The sequence below is a fragment of the Actinophytocola sp. genome, from assembly GCF_049647105.1.
GTDB lineage: Bacteria > Actinomycetota > Actinomycetes > Mycobacteriales > Pseudonocardiaceae > Actinophytocola.
Genome location: NZ_JBARWZ010000284.1, coordinates 1 through 19,840, shown reverse-complemented (window position 1 = coordinate 19,840; position 19,840 = coordinate 1). Strand labels below are relative to the sequence as shown.

Genomic DNA, 19,840 nt, shown 5'->3' with positions numbered 1-19,840 from the left:
CTCGCGGCCAGTACCGCCTCGCGCTCCGCGGCGCCGAGCACGTCGAGAGCTCCGGCAGGCAGGTCGTCCGGTGCCGCGGCGAGCGTGGTCAGGAGCCGGACGAGCGCGGCGGCGTAGGCGCGTGCCTCGGCGGCCGCGACCGCGTCAGGCCGGTAGCCCACCCGCAGTGTCAGCCGCTCTCCGGGGAACACCACCAGCGACAGCGGGTACTGCACGGTGTCCCGGGTGTGCACGTCGGTCACGCGCAGCCCGGCGGCGCCGTCGAGGTCGCGGCCGTCGACCGGGTAGTTCTCGAACACCACGAGCGTGTCGAACAGCGGTCCGCCGGTGCCGGCCAGCCGCTGGATCTCCGCGAGGCCGAGGAACTCGTGGTCCCCGAGGCGGGCCCGGGTCGCGCCGAGCCGTGTGACGAGTGCACGCAGCGGCTCGTCGTCGCCCGCCCGCACCCGCACGGGCACCGTGTTGACGAACGTGCCGACCATGGTCTCGATGCCCGGCAGCCCCGGCGGCCTGCCCGCGACGGTCGTGCCGAACACGACATCCTGCCTGCCGGTCAGCCGGGACAGGAGCACACCCCACGCGACGAGGAACAGTGTGCTGACCGTGGTTTCGAGGCGGCGTGCGCGTTCGGTCAGCGCGGCGGTGAGATCCTCGTCCAGCCGTAGGACGTGTTCTTCGGGCGGGACCGGTGTGCCTGGGTCGGCATCCGCGATCAGGGTGGGCTCGCTGACGCCGGTCAGCTCGGCCCGCCACGCCGCGCGGGCGGCGTCAGTGTCCTGCTCGGCGAGCCAGGCGTAGTACGTGGCGGGGTCGGGCGCGGGCGGCAGCGTGGCGCCGGTGTACAGCGCGAACAGCTCGCGCAGGACGACCGGCATCGACCAGCCGTCGAGGACGAGGTGGTGGTTGGTGAGCACGATCCGCCACCGGTCCGCGCCGAGCTCGATCACGGTGATCCGCAGCAGCGGCGCCGCACCCCGGTCGAACCGGCGGACCATGTCCCCAGCCTCGTCCGGCGGTGCGCCGACGGTGACCTCGACGTCCACAGTGGACTGCACGAGCTGGACGGCGTCGCCGTTCTCCCGCCGCAGCACGGAGGCACGCAAGCTTGGGTGACGGTCGACCAGAGCGGCCGCGGCGGCCCGCAGCCGCGCCAGGTCCAACGCGCCCTCGACCGTCACCGCCACCTGGACGTGATACGGGTCGGGCAGGCCGCGGTCGTACTCGGAGTGGTACAGTAGCCCGCTCTGCAACGGCGTCAACGGCAGAACGTCCTCGAGGCCGGGGTACGCGGCCTCGATGCGGTCCAGCTCGTCCTGCGTGACGGAGACCAGCGGGACGTCGGACGGCGTGTGCCCGCCCGCGCCCGGCTCGTCGAGGTGGTCGGCGAGCGCCCGCGCCGCGGCCTCCCAGCCTCCGACGAGCGCGTGTATGTCCTCTTCGGACAGCAGCGCGCCCGCCCACGACCAGTGCGTGGCCAGCTCGGCGCCGTCCGCGCACGGCCGCACCGCCGCGTTCACCTCGATCGCGTGCGCCAGCGGCCGGTGCGCCCCGGCGTGCCACGACAGCCCGCCCGCGACGGGTGCCCAGTCGGCTGTGCCGTTCGTGAGCCTGCCCAGGTAGTTGAACGCCAGCTCGGGGCGGCGGAACCCGGCGAGGGCGGCCGCGGGGTCGAGGTGCCGGAGCAGCCCGAAACCGCTGCCACCGGCGGGAATCGTGGCGAGGTGTTCCTTGACCGCCTTCAGCGTGGCGCCCGGGGTCCCGGGGCAGCCGTCGAGCCGGACCGGGAAGAGTGTGGTGAACCAGCCGACGGTGCTGGCGACGTCGTCGTCGCGGCCGTGCCGCTCGACATCCACGAGCACCGGCCCGGCGCCGCGCCACCCGACCACGGCCCGCGCCAGCAGGTTGAGGAGGACGGTGTCGATGCCGCAGTGGAACGCCGCGGCCGCCCGGTCCAGCAGGTCCGCGGGCAGCGTCGCGATCAGTGTTCGTTGCGTGGCAACGGTGTCCACGGCCGGGTCCAGCGCGCGCGGTGCGAGCGCGGGCCCGCCCGCCCGCAGCACGTCCGTCCACAGTGGCCGCTCCGGTGCCCGGGCCGCGGCCTGGTCGGCCAGCCGGTGGGCCCACTCCCGGTAGGACGTGTGCGGGCGCGTGAGCACGGGTGTCCCGCCTGCCGCCGCCACCCGGTACGCCCGGACGAGGTCCGGTACGAGGATCCGCCACGACACGCCGTCGACCGCGAGGTGGTGCGCGGTCAGCACCAGCCGCCCCGGCCGCCCCGGCCCCGCGTCCAGCCACACCACCCGCAGCAGGTGGCCGTCGGCGGGGGAGAGGCGTGCGGCGGACGCAGTGGCGTACTCCGCCGCCGCGTCGTCCGCCGCCTCGGTCCGCACGCGCTCGACGTGATCCGCCGCCGTCACCCCCTCGGGCCCGGCCACCGTCAGTTCGCCGGCACGCCAACGAATGCGCAGCGCGTCGTGGGCGGTCAGCACCGCCCGGACCGCGGCCACCAGCGCCGCCTCGTCGAGCCCGGCCGGGGCGACGAGCGTGACGCTCTGGCTGAACTCCGGGTCGAGGTCGTCCAGGTCGAGCAGCTCGCGCATGATCGGCGTCGCGGGCAGCGGGCCGACCGGGTCCAGTGTCGCGAGTGGACGGGGCGTAGTGACCACAGTGGCCAGACGTGCGACCGTCCGGTTGGCGAAGACGTCGGCCGGGCTGAACGACAACCCGGCCCGCCGCGCGCGGCTCGTGAGCTGGATCGCGCTGATGCTGTCGCCGCCGAGGTCGAAGAAGCTGTCGTCGGGGCCCACCGAGGGCAGTCCGAGCACCTCCGCGAACAGATCGCACAGCAACCGTTCCCGCGCGGTCGCGGACGCGCGGCCGGACGTGTGCGTGCCGAACTCCGGCTCCGGCAGCGCGGCCCGGTCGAGCTTGCCGTTCGGCGTGACCGGCAGCTCGCCGACGACCACGACCGCGGCAGGCACGAGGTACTCCGGCAGCCGCTCGCGAGCGTGCCCGCGCAGTGCGGTGCCCAGCGTGCCGATCCGTGCCGCAACCAGCGGGTCGGACGCGAGCCGGCCCGTGCCGCGCGGCCGGTACACCCCGGTGCGCGGCCGGTCGCCCGGCGGCACGAACAACACGTCGAGGGTGTCCTCGGCCTCGGACCAGGTGACGATCACGTCCAGGCCGGTCCGTGCACCGAGCTCGGCGAACACGGACCGGTCGGGGCCCTCGTGCGCGGCGGCGAGCGCGGCGCGGACCTCGGGCAGGGGCCGGCCCGCGAACAACGCGCGTGCCGCGGCACTCTCCGCCGCGATCCGGCGGTTGGGCACCCCGGTGAGCCGGACGGGTTTCGTGGCCAGCGCCGCGATGTCGTCGGCACGCCACGCCGGATCCCACTCCCGTTCGGGCAGCCCGGCGAGCGACTCGGCGCCACCCTTGTGCAGGGTGACGTCGTAGCGGTAGCGGCTCAGCTCGTTGTCGTAGTGCCCGTCCTTGACCCGGATGTCGGCGCCCGCGTCGTGACCGGCGGCGAACGCGGTGAAGAACGCGGGGTCGAGGAGCAACTCGTTCTCCTGCAAGGCCCGGTGCTCGACGGCGCGCCGCACCGCGGCCGCGTCCGTGTCGGAGCCTGCGGCGAGCCGCACGCCCGTCTCGAACGTCCGCAGCAGCCGCAGATCCCGCACGTCCCCCACGAACACCGCGCCGCCGGGCGCGAGCGCACCCAGCGCGCCGTCCAGCACCCGCGTCAGGTACTCCGAGCTCGGGAAGTACTGCACGACCGAGTTGAGGACGACGACGTCGAAGTAGTCCCACGGCAGGCCGGTGAAGTCGTCGGCGGGCCGCGCGAACAGCTCGACGTCCGCGCTCCGCTCGCCCAGCCGCGCGCGCAGTGTCTCGACGGCCGCCGCCGAGAGGTCGGTCGCCCAGTAGCTCGCCACGTCGTCGACCAGCCGGGACAGGATCAGGCCGCTGCCCACACCGATCTCCAGCACCCGCCGGGGGCGCAGCGCCGCGATCCGCGCCACGGCGCCGTCCCGCCACGCGCGCATCTCGTCGAGCGGGATCGGGCGCCCGTCATAGCTGGACTGCCAGCCCGCGAAGTCCTCGCCGAGCGGCCGGTCCGGCGCGGTCGTGTAGAGGTGCTGGTACAGCTCCTCCCACTGGCGCACCCGGGTGCCGTCCACGTCGCGGATCGCGGCCCGGTCCGGCACCACGTACCCGACGAGCTGCCGGTTGCCAGCGTGGTCCGCGCGGGCGACCACCTCCGCCGCCGCAACCTCCGGATGGCCGCGGAGCACCACCGCGATCTCCTCCGGCTCGACCCGGACACCGCGGATCTTGACCTGGTCGTCCTCGCGGCCCAGGTAGTGCAGGCGCCGGTCGCGCGACCACCGCGCGAGGTCGCCTGTGCGGTACATCCGGGTGCCCGGCGGGCCGAACGGGCACGCCACGAAGCGCTCGGCGGTCAACGCGGCCCGGCCGAGGTAGCCGCGGGCGAGCCCGGCGCCGGTCAGGTACAGCTCGCCCGGCACCCCCGCGGGCACCGGCTGCAGCGCCTTGTTGAGCACGTGGACGCCGACGTTGCTGATCGGGCGGCCGATCGGCGGCGCCCCCGCCTCGTCCGGCGCGCACCGCCACGCGGTGACGTCGATGGCGGCCTCGGTGGGGCCGTACAGGTTGTGCAGCTCGCAGTCCAGCGTCGCGAAGAACTGCCGGGCCAGGTCGGCGGAGAGCGTCTCGCCGCTGCAGATCACCCGCCGGAGGCTGGTGCACTCCCGCGCGCCCGGCTCGGCCAGGAACACCTTCAGCATCGACGGTACGAAGTGGACAGTGGTGACCCGGTGCGCCGCGATGACCGACGCGAGGTACGCCGGGTCCTTGTGACCGCCCGGCTGCGCCAAGACGAGCTCCGCGCCGGCGATCAGCGGCCAGAAGAACTCCCACGCCGACACGTCGAAACCACAGGACGTCTTCTGCAGCACCCGGTCCACACCGGACAGCCGGTGCCGGTCCTGCGCCCACAGCAGGCGGTTCGCCACTGCGGCGTGCGTGTTCACCACACCCTTGGGTGCCCCGGTCGAGCCGGAGGTGTAAATGACGTACACGGGATGCCCGGGCCGCAACGGTTGCGTGCGCTCGGCGTCGCCGAACGCCGTGTCCGGCACGGCATCCAGCGCCCGCACCACGTCCGGGTCGGCCAGCGCCAGCACGGGTACCTCCGCCGCGGTGTCCGCGGGCGTCACCACCAGCGCCGGGCGCGCGTCGGCCAGCAACCGCGCCACCCGCCCGGGCGGCAGGTCCGGGTCGATCGGCAGGTACGCCGCGCCCGCCTTGAGGATCGCGAGCAGCGTCACCATCAGGTCGGCGGAACGCGGCAGCGCGACCGCCACCACGCTTTCGGGCCCGATGCCCCGGGCGGCAAGCAGCCGGGCGAGCCGGCACGCCCGCCGGTCCAGCTCCGCGTAGGTCAGCCGCTCGTCACCGGCGACGACCGCGGTCCGCTCCGGCGTGCGGGCGACCTGTGCGTCGAGCAGAGCCGTGACGGTGACGTCGTGGCCGGGCACCGGCGGCCCGGACGCGCCCGTGCGCACCAGGTCCCGTTCACCGGCGCTGAGCACGTCGAGGTCGCCGACCACGCTCGCCGGGCCACCCGCCGCGATCCCGTCGAGCACGTGGCACAGCCCGTGCCGGTGGGTCTCCAGGTCACCCCGGTCGTAGCGCTCGTCGTTGGCGTCGATGTCCAGGCGCCAGCCACCGGCCACCCCGTCGTACACGACGACCGCCAGGTCCTCGACCGGACCGTTGGTGAGGTTGTGCCGGGTCGCCACGCAGTCGCCTAACCGCGGCCCGGTGCCCGTCAGCATCACGTTGACGTGCGGCCCGACCAGGGGCTGTCCCTGCTCGGACAACCGCAGATCGCGGCGGAGCTCCTCGTACGGGTACCGCTGGTGGCGCAGCGCCGTCCGCATCGCCGCGGCCACCCCGGGAAGGAACTCGCCCAGTGGCTGGGCCGGGTCCGCCGCGACCCGCAGCGGCACCACGTTCGACACCATGCCGGGGATGCGTTTCGCGGCCGCGCCGAACCGCGCGGTGACCGGGAACCCCAGCAGCGCCTCGCGTTCGCCGGTGAGGCGCGCGACGTAGGCCGCCACGGCACCGGCCACCACCGCGGGAACCGGTGTCCCGCAGGACTTCGCGACGTGTTCCAGGCGGGCGACCAACTCCGGGCCGAGCTGCTCGGTCGTCCGGATGCGGCCCGCGTGCCCTTGGCGCGTGTGCGCACCCGCCGTGCCGAAGCTGACCGGCGGCGGCGCGTCGCGCAGGGCGTCCGCCCAGTGGTCGCGGTCCCGTTCGCGCTCCTGTGAGGTCCGGTACGTCTCGTCCCGCGCGAGCAGGTCGGTGAGCCTGCCGAACCCGCGCGGCTCGGCGCCACCGGTGGTCAGGGCGGTGTACTCGGCGGCGACGCGGCCGACGAACAGCGCCGCGCTGAACCCGTCGAAGATCACGTGATGGCACCGCAGGTACCACCGGTGCACCCGCTCCGCCACGCGCAGCAGGGCGGTGGCGTACAGTCGACCGCGCGCGGGGTCAATGACGGTGGCCAGCTGGTTCGCCATCCAGTCGTCGGCCGCCTCGACCGGGTCCGGCTCGCCGCTCAGGTCGACGTACGGGAGCACCAGCGGATCGTCGCTGAGCACCTGGACCGGACCGTCTCCGTCGTCGATCATGCGCACGTGGCCCGCGTCCGTGTCGCGGTACGCGATCTGGGCCGCACGGCGGAACGCGGCGACCTCCAGGGTCCCGATGATCTCGACGTACTCCGCGATGCTGTAGTCGAGCCCGGCGTGTGCGAACTCCTGCGCCAGCCACATGCCGGACTGCGCGCTGGACAAGGGCAGAATTCTGCCTCGACCTGCTGACATTGCGTGAATTCCCCGTTTGCTCAGATGGCTGCTGCGTCCACAATGGATAAATGGGACCCACCCGGAAAACGGTGTGATTCAACGGCGCGCACGAAACCTCCCCCAGGTAGCCCGCGATGCCACGATACCCCGCATGCCCGAGCAGGCAAAGGGGAATCTCGGATGCCGTCCGCCGTTGACAGCCCCGGGACGTCGTGGCTACCGTCGCGATAGCCAATGGGGGCCGGCTTATCGGGGCGACAGTCTGGGGAGACGCGCAGCTAATTCGCAATTCACGCATTGTTCGCGTGCGGCCGGGCGCCGGTCGCGGCCTGGGGGATCCGTAGACAATGAATCTTGAAGTGCTGTCCGAATTATCGTTCGACCTGCGTATTCGAACTCTCTTCGAATATCTCGACGGGCGCCGCGCGCTGGCCGCCGTCGGACCGAGCGAGCAGCCGGGCGTGTGGGAGGTGTTCGGCGCCGACGAGGCCGTGAGCGTCCTGACCGACCACGAGACCTACTCCAGCGACGTCAACGCCTACATCCCGGCCGGCCAGCAGCAGCTCGCCGCCGCCGCGTCCGGGCACCTCGCGGGCATCGACCCACCCCGGCACACGGAGCTGCGCGGCCTGATCAACACCGCGTTCACGCCGCGGGTCGTGACGAACCTGGAGCCGCGGCTCCAACACACGGCGACCACCCTGCTCGACGCGGTCGCCGAGCGCGCGGGCACCGGCGAGCAGGCGTTCGACCTCGTCGACGACTACGCCGCACCGCTCACGGCCACCACGATCGCCGAGCTCTTCGGTATCCCGGACAGCGACCACACCCTGTTCGCGCGCTGGGCCGCCACCCTGCTCAACGCGAAGCCCACCGGGTCGCTCGGTGTCGCGGACGAGGCGGCCATGCAGCGGATCGGTGTGCTGCTCGCCGAGGTCGCGGAGTACCTGGGGGCGCACATCCGGGCGCGCCGCGCGCATCCCGGCGAGGACCTCACGAGCAACCTCACGACGGCCGAGGTGGCCGGCCGCAGGCTCGGCGACGACGAGATCCTCGGCGTCATCAGCATGTTCCTGCTCGCCGGGTACCTGCCGGGCTCGATCCTGATCGGCAACATCGTGATGTGCCTGGACGAGCACCCGGCGGTGCGCGACCTGGTGTGGCGCAGTCCGGAGCTGGTGCCCGGCACGATCGAGGAGGTGCTGCGGTGGCGGCCCCCGCTGGTGCGTGACCAGCGGATCACCACCCGGGACGCCGAGATCGCCGGGGTGGTGATTCCGGCGCGGTCGCCGGTCTGCGTGTGGGTCGCCTCCGCCAACCGCGACGGGGCCTGGTTCGACCGTCCGGCGGAGTTCGACATCCACCGCAAGCCGGCCCGCCACCTCGCACTGGGCAAGGGCATCCACTACTGCCTCGGCGCGGCCCTGACCCGCCTGGAGGCACGCGTCGCGGTCGCCGCGCTGGCGGACCGGTTCGAGCGGATCACTGTCCACCACGGCGGCGGTATCGAGTTCCACCGGCCGATCGGGCTGCTCGGCCCGGCCAGGCTCCCGGTCACCGCGGATCCCGTCCGCGCCGGTGTGCACCGATGAGCGTGGACCGCACCGCCGCGTACGTCATCTACACCTCGGGCTCCACGGGTGAACCCAAGGGCGTGGTCGTTCCGCACGCCGCGCTCGCGAACCTGCTCGACGACTTCGCGGGCAGGCTGCCGTTCACCGAGGACGACCGCTTCCTCGCGGTCACCACCTTCGGCTTCGACATCGCGGGCCTGGAGCTGCTGCTGCCGCTCACCACCGGCGGCCGGCTCGTGCTCGCCCCGGACGGGATCGGGCACGAGCCGGACGAGCTCGCGGCCCTTGCCCGGGACAGCGGCGCCACGGTGCTGCAGGCGACGCCGTCGCTGTGGCAGGGCCTGATGGCGGCGGAGAGTCCCGGGCTCGACGGGGTACGCGCGCTCGTCGGCGGCGAGGCGCTGTCCGAGCCGCTCGCGGCACGGCTGCGGACCCGGACCCGCCAGGCCACCAACCTGTACGGTCCGACCGAGACGACCGTGTGGTCGACCTCGGCGGTGCTCACCGACGAGCCGGGCAGGCCGCCGATCGGGCGGCCACTCGCCAACACCCGTGTCCACGTCCTCGACCACGCGCTGCGGCCGGTACCCGTCGGCGCGGCCGGGGAGCTGTACATCGCCGGGACCGGCGTGGCCCGTGGCTACCACGGGCGGGCTGAGCTGACCGCGACCCGGTTCGTCGCCGACCCGTTCGGCCCGCCCGGGGACCGGATGTACCGCACCGGCGACCTGGTCCGGTGGGGCCGCGACGGCCGGCTCGCGTACCTGGAACGGACCGACGACCAGGTGAAGATCCGCGGGTTCCGGATCGAGCTGGGCGAGGTCGAGGCCGTGCTCGCCCAGCATCCCGGGGTGGCCGCTGCCGCGGCGGCCGTGCGGGGCACCGGGGACGACCGGCACCTGGTCGGGTACCTCGTGCCGCGGCCGGGGCGGACGCTTGACCCGGCCGGCGTACGGGCACACGCGGAACGCGTGCTGCCCGGGTACATGGTGCCTGCCGTGGTCGTGGTCCTCGACACGCTTCCCCGCACCCCCAACGGAAAGCTCGACCGGCGGGCACTCCCGGTCGTCGAACCCGGCCCAGCCACCGGCGGCCGGGTCGCCCGCACGCCGGAGGAGGAGATCCTCTGCGAGCTGTTCGGGCAGCTCCTCGGCCGCGCCGAGGTGGGCATCGACGAGAGCTTCTTCGCCCTCGGCGGGCACTCGCTGCTCGCCACCCGCCTGGCCAACGGCATCCGCTCCCGGCTGCGTGTCGAGCTGCCCGTGCGGGCGATCTTCGAGGCGCCGACCGTGGCCGCGCTCGCCGCCCGCCTCACCGCGGCGGCCGGTGCCCGGCCGCCGCTGCGCCCGGCCGTGCGCCCGGAACGGCCGCCGCTGTCGTTCAGCCAGCGCAGGCTGTGGTTCCTCAACCGGCTCGACGCGGGCGCCGCCTACAACGTGGCGATCGCGTTGCGCCTCAACGGAAAGCTCAACGAGAACGCGCTGCGGGCCGCGCTCGGCGACGTGGTCGCCCGCCACGAAACGCTGCGAACGGTCTACCCGGAGGCCGACGGCGAGCCGTGGCAGCGCGTGTTGCCCGGCCGGGAGCCCGCGTTGACCGTCACGCGGGTGACCGGCGCGGAGCTGGACGCGGCGCTCACCGACGCCGCGTCCGCCGGGTTCGACCTCACCGCCGAGACACCGCTGCGTGCCGGCCTGTTCGCCACCGGGCCCGGCGAGCAGGTGCTGCTGATCGTCGTGCACCACATCGCCTGCGACGGCGCGTCCATGGCACCGCTCGCCCGCGACCTCGCCACCGCCTACCTGGCCAGGACCGAGGGCCGTGCACCCGGCTGGGCGCCTCTGCCGGTCCAGTACACCGACTACACCCTCTGGCAGCGTGAGGTGCTCGGCGCCGAGGTCCAGCCGGGCAGCGTGCTCGCCGCCCAGCTGGACCACTGGCGCACGGCGCTGGCGGACCTGCCCGCCGAGCTGCCGCTGCCCGTGGACCGCCCGCGCCCTCGCGTAGCGGACTTCACCGGCGGGACCGTTCGCCTGGAGATCGGCGCGGACCTGCACAACCGGCTGCACGCGCTCGCAGTGCGGCACAACGTCAGCATGTTCATGGTGCTGCAGGCCGGGTTGGCGGCGCTGCTCACCCGGCTCGGTGCTGGCACCGACCTCCCGCTCGGCAGCCCGATCTCGGGGCGCGGTGACGACGCGCTGGACGACCTCGTCGGGTTCTTCGTCAACAGCCTCGTGCTGCGCACCGACACGAGCGGCGACCCCACCTTCGCCGAGCTGCTGGCCCGGGTGCGCGAGACGGACCTCGCCGCCTACGCCAACCAGGACCTGCCGTTCGAGCGGCTCGTCGAGCTGCTGAACCCCGCCCGGTCGCTCGCGCAGCACCCGATGTTCCAGGTGTTCCTCGCGCTCCAGAACAACGAGCCACCCGCTCTGGACTTCCCGGGGCTCACGGTCGCCGCGGCGTGGGATCCCTTGCGCACGGCCAAGTTCGACCTCGCGTTCAACGTGCGGGAGCGGTTCGGCGATGAGCGCGCGCCGGAGGGTGTGACCGGCGTCGTCGAGTACCGCACCGACCTGTTCGACCGCGCCACCGTCGAGTCGATCGCGACCCGGCTGGTGCGGCTGCTCGACGCGGTCGCCGCCGACCCCCGGCGCCGGGTCGGCACGGTGGAGCTGCTGACCGGCGACGAACGGCGGCGACTGACCGGCACCTGGACACCCCGCACCCCTCGGCCGGACACCCTGCACAGGCTGCTCGCCGAGGTGGCCGCGGCGCGGCCCGGCGCGGTCGCCGTGCGGTGCGGCGGGCAGGCACTGACCCACCGGGAGCTGCACGAGCGCGCGAACCAGCTCGCACACTGGCTGCTCGCTGCCGGGGCAGGGCCGGAGAGCCGGGTCGGGCTGTTCATGGCCCGGTCGACCGACCTCGTGGTGGCGACCCTTGCCGTGCTCAAGGCGGGCGGTTGCTACGTTCCGCTCCACGACGCGTACCCGCCGGACCGGCTGGCGTGGGTGCTGCGGGACACCGGTGCGGAGGTGCTGCTCACCGACCACGCCATGGCCGCCACCGCGCTCCCGCACGACGTGCCGACGCTCGTGGTGGACGAGCAGTGGGACGCGGAGGTCGCGGGCCTGCCCGCGCACGACCCGGCCGTCGCCGTCGGCCCGGCCCGGCTCGCGTACGTGATGTACACGTCGGGCTCGACCGGCACGCCGAAGGGAGTCGCGGTCCCGCACCGAGACGTGGTCGCGCTGGTCACGGATCCGTGCTGGGACAACGGGAACCACGAGCGGGTGCTGCTGCACGCCCCGCACGCCTTCGACATCGCCGACTACGAGCTGTTCGTGCCGCTCGTGACCGGCGGCGAGGTCGTCCTCGCACCTCCCGGCCGGCTGGACGTCGCGGCGCTCGGCGCGCTCGTGGCACGGGAGGGGATCACCGCGGTCCACCTGACGGCCGGGCTGTTCCGGGTCGTCGCGGAGGAGGCACCCGAGAGCCTCGCCGGCGTGCGGGAGATCCTGACCGGCGGCGACGTGGTGTCGCCGACCGCCGTGGCACGGGTCCTCGACCACACCTGCGGCGCCGTGGTCCGCCAGCTGTACGGGCCGACGGAGATGACGTTGTGCGCGACACAGCACGAGGTGCACGGCCCGTACCGGGCGGCTACGCGCCTGCCCATCGGTCGCCCGCTCACCGGCACCCGGACCTACGTGCTGGACACCGCGCTGCGCCCGGTGCCGCCGGGTGTCCCCGGGGAGCTCTACCTCGCGGGCGCCGGGCTGGCGCGCGGCTACGAGAACCAGCCCGGCTTGACCGCGAGCCGGTTCGTCGCCGACCCGTGGGGGGCGCCGGGGGACCGGATGTACCGCACGGGCGACGTGGTGAAGTGGAACGCGGACTGGGCGCTGGAGTTCCTCGGCCGTGCCGACGACCAGGTGAAGGTGCGCGGGTTCCGGGTGGAGCCCGGCGAGGTAGCCGCGGTGGTCGCGAGCCACTCCGGGGTCGCCGAGGTCGAGGTGCTCGCGCGCCAGGACGCGGCGGGCGAGCGGGTGCTCGTGGCCTACGTCGTCCCGGAGTCCCGGGACGCCGGGACCCGTGAGCAGGCGCAGGTCGACGAGTGGCGCCGGATCTACGCGGGCATGTACGGCGGCGGGCTGCGGGCCGCGCTGGGCGAGGACTTCTCCGGCTGGGTGAGCAGCTACGACGGCGAGCCGATCCCGCTCGACGACATGCGCTCCTGGCGTCAGTCCACAGTGGAGCGTGTATTGGCGCTGCGGCCGCGCCGGGTCCTCGAGATCGGCGTGGGCAGCGGGCTGATCCTCGCGGGCGTCGCGCCGCACTGCGCGGAGTACTGGGCGGCCGACTTCTCACCGGAGGCCGTCGAGACACTGCGGGCCCAGCTGGCGGATCGCCCGGACCTCGCCGGTGTGGTGCGGTTGTCGGTGCGGGTCGCCGACGACCTGGCCGGCCTGCCCGCCGGGTACTTCGACACGATCGTGCTGAACTCGGTGACCCAGTACTTCCCGAACACGGGCTACCTGGACACCGTGCTCGACGGGCTCACCGGCCTGCTCGCGCCAGGCGGCGCGATCTTCGTCGGCGACGTCCGCAACCACGACCTGCTGCGCCCGTTCCGCACCGGCGTACGGCTGGCGCGCGGCGACGCGGCGGACGCGGCCACGTTGCGGCGGGCCGTCGCGTGGGACGTGCGCCGGGAGAAGGAGTTGCTCGTCGGGCCCGCGTACTGGCACCGTTTCGGCGCTACCCGTGCCGGGATCGGCGGCGCGGAGGTCCGGGTCAAGCAGGGCGGGTACGACAACGAGCTGAGCCGGTACCGCTACGACGTCGTGCTCTACCAGGGTGAGGCGGTCGACATAGCGGGCGTGCCGCGCCTGCGGTGGGCCACCGACGTGTCCGACGTGGATGCGCTGAGAGCGGTGCTCGGCGGCGCGGCACCGCTGCGCGTGACCGGCGTACCCAACGCCCGGGTGGCGGCCGAGGCCGCAGCGGACCGGGCACTCCGGGCGGGCGAGCCGCTCGATGCCGTCCGGGCAGCCGCCGCCGAGCGTGCCGGGGTGGAGCCGGACGACCTGGTCGCCGCGGGTGCCGCGCACGGCCACGACACCGTGGTCACCTGGAACGGCGGCGGTGCGCCCGGGGAGCTGGACGTGCTCTTCGTCCCGCGCGGCACGCCGCCGCGCCGGTACTCCACCGCGGACGGGGAGGCCACGGCGGGTCCCGCGGCGAACGACCCGTCCGTGTTGCGTGCGGCGGGGGACCTGACCGCCGCGCTGCGGGTGTTCCTTCGGGAACGGCTGCCCGAGTACATGGTGCCCGCAGACATGGTCGCCTTCGACCGGTTCCCGGTCAACGCCAACGGAAAGCTCGACCGCGACGCCCTGCCCGTGCCCGAGGCGCCGTCCGGGGGCGGCCGCCCGCCGGAGACCGAGCGGGAGCGGCGGCTGTGCGAGGTGTACGAGCGCGTGCTCGACGTGCGGCCGGTGGGCGCCGACGACGACTTCTTCGTCCTCGGCGGGCATTCGCTGCTCGCCATCCGGCTCGTCAACGCGATCCGAACGACCTTCGGGCTGGAGCTCGACGTCCGCACGGTGTTCGACGCGCCGACGGTCGCCGACCTCGCGGCCCGGCTCGACCACGCGGCCCCGGCCCAGCCCGCGCTCACCTCGCGGCCACGGCCGGATGTGCTTCCGGTGTCGTACGCCCAGCGCCGGTTGTGGTTCCTCAACCGGCTCGACGAGGAGGGCGCCGCGTACCACATCCCCGTGGTGCTGCAGCTGTCCGGCGAGCTTGACGGTGCGGCACTGGGAGAGGCCTTGCGCGACGTCGTGGTGCGGCACGAGTCGCTGCGCACGACCTTCCCCGAGCACGACGGCGAACCGGCACAGGTCGTCCGCTCGCCCGAGGCGATCACCCCGGAGGCGCTGCCGCTCCCGGTCGTCGACGTGGCGAAGCCCGGTTTGTCCACTGTGGTCACCGAGCTGTGTGCGCGGCCGTTTGACCTGACCGGTGAGCTGCCGGTACGGGCGGCTCTGTACCGCCTGGGCGCCACCGAGCACGTGCTCGCGGTCGTCGTGCACCACATCGCCTCCGACGGCTGGTCGATGGCGCCGCTGGCTGCGGACCTGGAGACCGCGTACCGCGCCCGGCGCGAGAAGAAGGCTCCGGACCAGCCGCCGCTGCCGGTGCAGTACGCCGACTTCACCCTGTGGCAGCGCGAGGTATTGGGGGAGCCGGAGGGCGACTCCCGGCTTGCCCGGCAGCTCGACCACTGGCGGGAGATCCTCGACGGCGCGCCGCCCGAGCTCGCCCTGCCCGCCGACCGCGCCCGGCCGGTGCGCGCCGACCACCGCGGCGACGTGGTGCGGTTCGCGCTGCCGAGGGAGACGCACACCGCGGTCACCCGCTTCGCCAGGGAGCGCGGCACGACCGTGTTCATGGTCGTGCACACCGCGCTCGCCGCGTTGCTGCACCGGCTCGGCGCCGGTACCGACATCGTCGTCGGCACGCCCGTCGCCGGGCGCGCCGATGCCGCGCTCGACGACCTCGTCGGGTTCTTCGTCAACACGGTGGTCCTGCGCACCGACACCTCCGGCGCGCCGACCTTCGCCGAGCTGGCCGAGCGGGTGACGAGCGCCGACCTCGCCGCGTTCGGCAACTCCGATGTCCCGTTCGAGCTGCTCGTCGAGGTGCTCAACCCGGCGCGGTCGCTGGCCCGGCACCCGCTGTTCCAGGTCATGCTCGCGGTGCGCCCCGAGCCCGGCCGCACCCCCGCGCTGCCCGGGCTGCGGGTGCGCGGCGTCGACGTGACCTCGCCGTCGGCCAAGTTCGACTTGGACGTCGAGCTGGTCGAGCGGTTCTCGAGCACCGGTGACCCGGACGGCATGGCGGGCGCGCTCGGCTACCGCACCGACATGTTCGACCGCCACACCGCGGCGACCTTCGCGGACCGCTTCGTGCGCCTGCTGACCGCGGCGGTGGCCGAGCCCGCCCGCCCGGTCGGCGACCTGGAGATCCTCACCGCGGCCGAACGCGCCGACCTGCTGGCCGGCTGGCAGGGCGCGCAGCGGCCGGCGGGGAAGCGGTCGTTCTCGGCCCGCTTCGAGGAGCGCGTCGCCGCCGGACCGGACCTGCCCGCCGTCACCGACGGCACCACCCGGCTCACCTACGCCGGGCTGAACGCCCGCGCCAACCGCCTCGCCCGCCTGCTCGCCGAGCACGGCGCCGGGCTCGGCCGGATCGTGGCGCTCGGCCTGCCGCGGACGGTGGAGATGGTCGTGGCGTCGATCGCGGTGCTCAAGACGGGTGCCGCGTACCTGCCGCTCGACCCGGCGTACCCGGCGGAGCGGACCGCGCTCATGCTCGCGGACAGCGCACCCGCGGTCGTGCTCGGCGCGGGCGGGTTCCGTGCGGGCGAACCGGGGACGCTGTCGCTGGACGCGCCGGCGACCATCGAACGGCTGGCCGTGCTGTCCCCGGCGAACCTCGGGCGGCCCGAAGGCGACGGCCCGGCCTACGTGATCTACACGTCCGGCTCGACCGGCCGGCCCAAGGGTGTCGTGGTGCCCCGGCCCGCCCTGCTCGACCTCCTCGAGTGGGCGCGGGACCGGTTCGGCGCGGACGGGCTGGCGCACGTGCTCGCCTCGACCTCGCTGTGCTTCGACGTCTCCGTGTTCGAGGTCTTCGCGCCGCTGCTCGTCGGCGGGCAGGTGGAGGTCGTCGCCGACCTGCTCGCACTCACCGAGCGGCCCTTCGCTGGCAGCCTCGTCAGCGGCGTGCCGTCGGTGCTGTCGAGCCTCCTGCGGGCCGGGCCCGCCGGGCTGTCGGCCCGGTGGGTGGTGCTCGCCGGCGAGGCGCTGCCCGCGAGCGTGGTCCGGCAGGTCCGCACGGCACTGCCGGACGCGCGGCTCGCCAACATCTACGGGCCGACCGAAGCGACCGTCTACTCCGCCGAGTGGTGCGACCTGCCGGGCACGGGGATGATCGCGCCGCCCATCGGCAGGCCACTGCCGAACACGCGGGCCTACGTCCTCGACGACCGGCTGCGCCCGGTCCCGGCCGGGGTGGCGGGCGAGCTGTACCTCGCGGGCGCGGGTGTCGCGGACGGGTACCTCAACCGGCCCGGGCTCACCGCGAGCCGGTTCGTCGCCTGCCCGTTCGGTGCCGAGGAACGCATGTACCGCACCGGTGACCTGGTGCGGTGGAGCACCGACGGTCAGCTCACCTACCTCGGGCGCGTCGACGACCAGGTGAAGGTGCGCGGGTTCCGGATCGAGACCGGCGAGGTCGAGCGCGGGCTGGCGGCGCTGCCCGGGGTCGCGGCGGCGGCGGTCGTCGCCCGGGACGCGGGCACGGACAACCACAGGCTCGTCGGCTATGTCGCCGCGGCACCCGGTGCGGCCCCGGAGCCCGCCGAGCTGATCGCCGGACTCGCCCGGCGGCTCCCCGCCCACCTCGTGCCCGCGCAGGTCGTTGTGCTCGACGAGCTGCCGCGCAACGCCAACGGCAAGCTCGACCGCCGCGCACTGCCTGCCCCGGCGGGCACCGTCGCGTCGGGCCGGGCACCTCGCTCCGACGTCGAGGCCCGGCTGTGCGACGCGTTCGCGCGGGTGCTCGGGTTGCCGTCCGTCGGCGCGGACGACGACTTCTTCGCGCTCGGCGGGCACAGCCTGCTCGCGACCAAGCTCGTCAACGCGGTCCGCGCGGCGTTCGGGGTGGAGCTGCCGCTGCGGTCGGTCTTCGAGTCGCCGACCCCCGCGGGGATCGCAGGGCGCCTCGACGGGCTGGGCGTCCGGCGGGCCGAGCTGACCGCGGTCAACCGTCCGGACCGGGTACCGCTCTCCTTCGCACAGCAACGGCTCTGGCTGCTGCACCGGCTCCACACCGCCCACAACGTCCTGTTCGCCGTGCAGCTCACGGGCACGCTCGACCCGGATGCCCTGGCCGCGGCGCTCAACGACATCGTGGCCCGGCACGAGGCACTGCGCACCACGTTCCCGGCCGACGATCTCGGGCCGTACCAACGGGTCCTGCCGTCGTGGCGGCTAGACCTGCGAGCGACGACGATGCCCGCCGACGGCCTCGCCGAGGCGATGGCCGAGCCGTTCGACCTGGCGGCCGCGCCACCGGTCCGCGCCTGCCTCTTCCGGGTGGCGCCGGACGAGCACGTGCTGGCGCTCGTGCTGCACCACATCATCGCCGACGGCGCGTCCGCCGCCCCGCTCGCGCACGACCTCGGCCTCGCCTACCGGGCGCGGCTCTCCGGTACGGCACCGGACTGGACGCCGCTTCCCGTGTCCTATGTGGACTACACGCTGTGGCAGCGGGAACTGCTCGGCGATCCGGCCGAGGACGACAATGCCCCGCTGGCCCGGCAGCTTGCCTACTGGCGGACCCGGCTCGCGGATCTGCCGCAGGAGCTGGTGCTGCCGACCGACCGGCCACGCCCCGCAATGCCGGTGGGACAGGGCGGTCAGGTGCCGGTCGAGCTGCCCGCGGACCTGCACCGGGACCTCGCCGCGCTGGCCCGCGCCCACCGCGCGACCCCGGCCATGGTGTTGTGGGCGGCGCTCGCGGCGCTGCTGCACCGGCTGGGCGCGGGCGACGACATCGCCATCGGCACGCCGGTCGCGGGCCGCGTCGACGAGAAGCTCGACGGGCTCGTCGGGTTCTTCGTCAACACACTGGTGCTGCGCGTGGACACCGCGGGCGACCCCGGCTTCGGCGAGTTGCTCCGGCGGGTCGCGGACACCGCGCTCGGTGCCTACGCCAACGCGGACGTGCCGTTCGAGCGGGTGGTCGCCGAGGTCGCACCGGTGCGGTCGACGGGCAGGCACCCGCTGTGCCAGGTGCTGCTGACCCTGCAGAACTACCGCGCGCCCAACCTGTCGCTGCCCGGCCTGTCCGTGACGGTGCCCGAGGTAGAGGTCGGCGCCGCCACGTTCGACCTGGAGTTCGCCCTCCACGAACGGTTCACGGGGACCGGTGCCGAGGCCGGGATCACCGGACGGCTGCGCTACCGCGACGACCTGTTCGACCGCGAGACCGCGACGGAGATCGTGGCGCGCCTGCGGCACCTGCTGACCGCCGCGGTGGCCGCCCCGGACCGCCCGATCGGCGACCACGACGTGCTCCTCGACCACGAACGCCGGCTCGGTGCGGGCCGGGTGCCCGCCCGGCAGGCGGTGACGACGTTCCCCGCGCTGTTCGCCACCGCGGCGGGCGGGGTGGCCGACCACGTCGCGGTCCGCCACGGCGACGAGACCATGACCTACGACGTCCTCCGGCGCCGGGCCAACCGGCTCGCCCACCACCTCATCGCGGCGGGCATCGGCCCCGAGGACATCGTCGCCGTCGCCCTGCCCCGCGGCCCCGAGCTGGTGGTGGCGCTGCTCGGCGTACTCGCTGCCGGTGCGGCCTACCTTCCGGTCGATCCGGCCTACCCGGCCGCGCGGACCGCCCGGGTGCTCGCCGAGTCCGCCCCCGCGGTGGTGCTGGCCGACGCCGCGACGGCACCGGCGCTCCCCACCGCGGCACTGGTCCTCGACGACCCGGCCGTGGTGACCGCCGTCGCGGGCGCCCGGGACACGGACCCGTCGGATGCCGACCGGGTCCGGCCGTTGCGGCCGGACCACCCCGCGTACGTCATCCACACCTCCGGCTCCACCGGCGTGCCGCAGGGCGTGGTCGTCACCCATGCCGGGATCGCGAACCTCGCCGCGAGCCAGATCGAGCGGTTCGCCGTGCGGTGCGGCGACCGGGTGCTGCAGTTCGCCTCACCGGCGTTCGACGCGACCTTCTCCGAACTGTGCGTCGCGCTGCTCGCGGGTGCCGAGCTGGTGGTCGCGAGCAGCGCGGAACTGACCCCGGGGGAGCCGCTCGCCAGGGTGATCGAGCGGCAGCGGATTACCCATGTCACCCTCCCACCGGTCGTCCTCCCGCTCCTGACCGCCGACGGGCTGCTGTCCGTCGCGACGCTAGTCGTGGCCGGTGAGGCACTGCCCGCCGACGCGGTGCGGCGCTGGGCGGGCGGGCGAAGGCTGGTCAACGCCTACGGGCCCACCGAGACCACCGTCTGCGCCACCATGAGCGATCCGCTCGCCCCCGGCGACCTGCCCGCCATCGGCACGTCGTGCGGCGCGGCCCGGGTGCGGGTGCTTGACGAGCGACTGCGGCCCGTCCCGCCGGGCGTGCTCGGCGAGCTGTACGTCGGCGGCCCCGGGCTCGCCCGCGGCTACCTCGGCAAGCCAGGGCTGACCGCGAGCCGGTTCGTCGCGGACCCAGCGGGCCCGCCCGGCGCCCGGCTGTACCGCACCGGCGACCTGGTGCGGTGGACGG

Annotated in this window: 3 protein-coding genes; 2 read left to right on the top strand and 1 reads right to left on the bottom strand. The window is 74.4% G+C overall.

The features are described from left to right. A partial coding sequence (locus WBA97_RS33775; RefSeq protein ID WP_424235050.1) for an amino acid adenylation domain-containing protein occupies nucleotides 1-6,893 on the bottom strand: 6,893 nt, incomplete at its 3' end. Nucleotides 6,894-7,252: 359 nt separating this feature from the next. Between WBA97_RS33775 and WBA97_RS33770 the strand changes: the two genes are divergently transcribed. After that, nucleotides 7,253-8,497, top strand: a complete 1,245-nt coding sequence (locus WBA97_RS33770) for a cytochrome P450 (RefSeq protein WP_424235049.1) — start codon at nucleotides 7,253-7,255, stop codon at nucleotides 8,495-8,497. Then, nucleotides 8,494-19,840, top strand: an 11,347-nt coding sequence (locus WBA97_RS33765; protein ID WP_424235048.1) for an amino acid adenylation domain-containing protein, incomplete at its 3' end; no start/stop codon positions are given. The genes WBA97_RS33770 and WBA97_RS33765, both read left to right, overlap by 4 nt.

Coding starts and splice junctions, on each gene's coding strand:
- WBA97_RS33770 (WP_424235049.1), top strand. CDS start 7,253: ATGAATCTTGAAGTGCTGTCCGAATTATCGTTCGACCTGCGTATTCGA.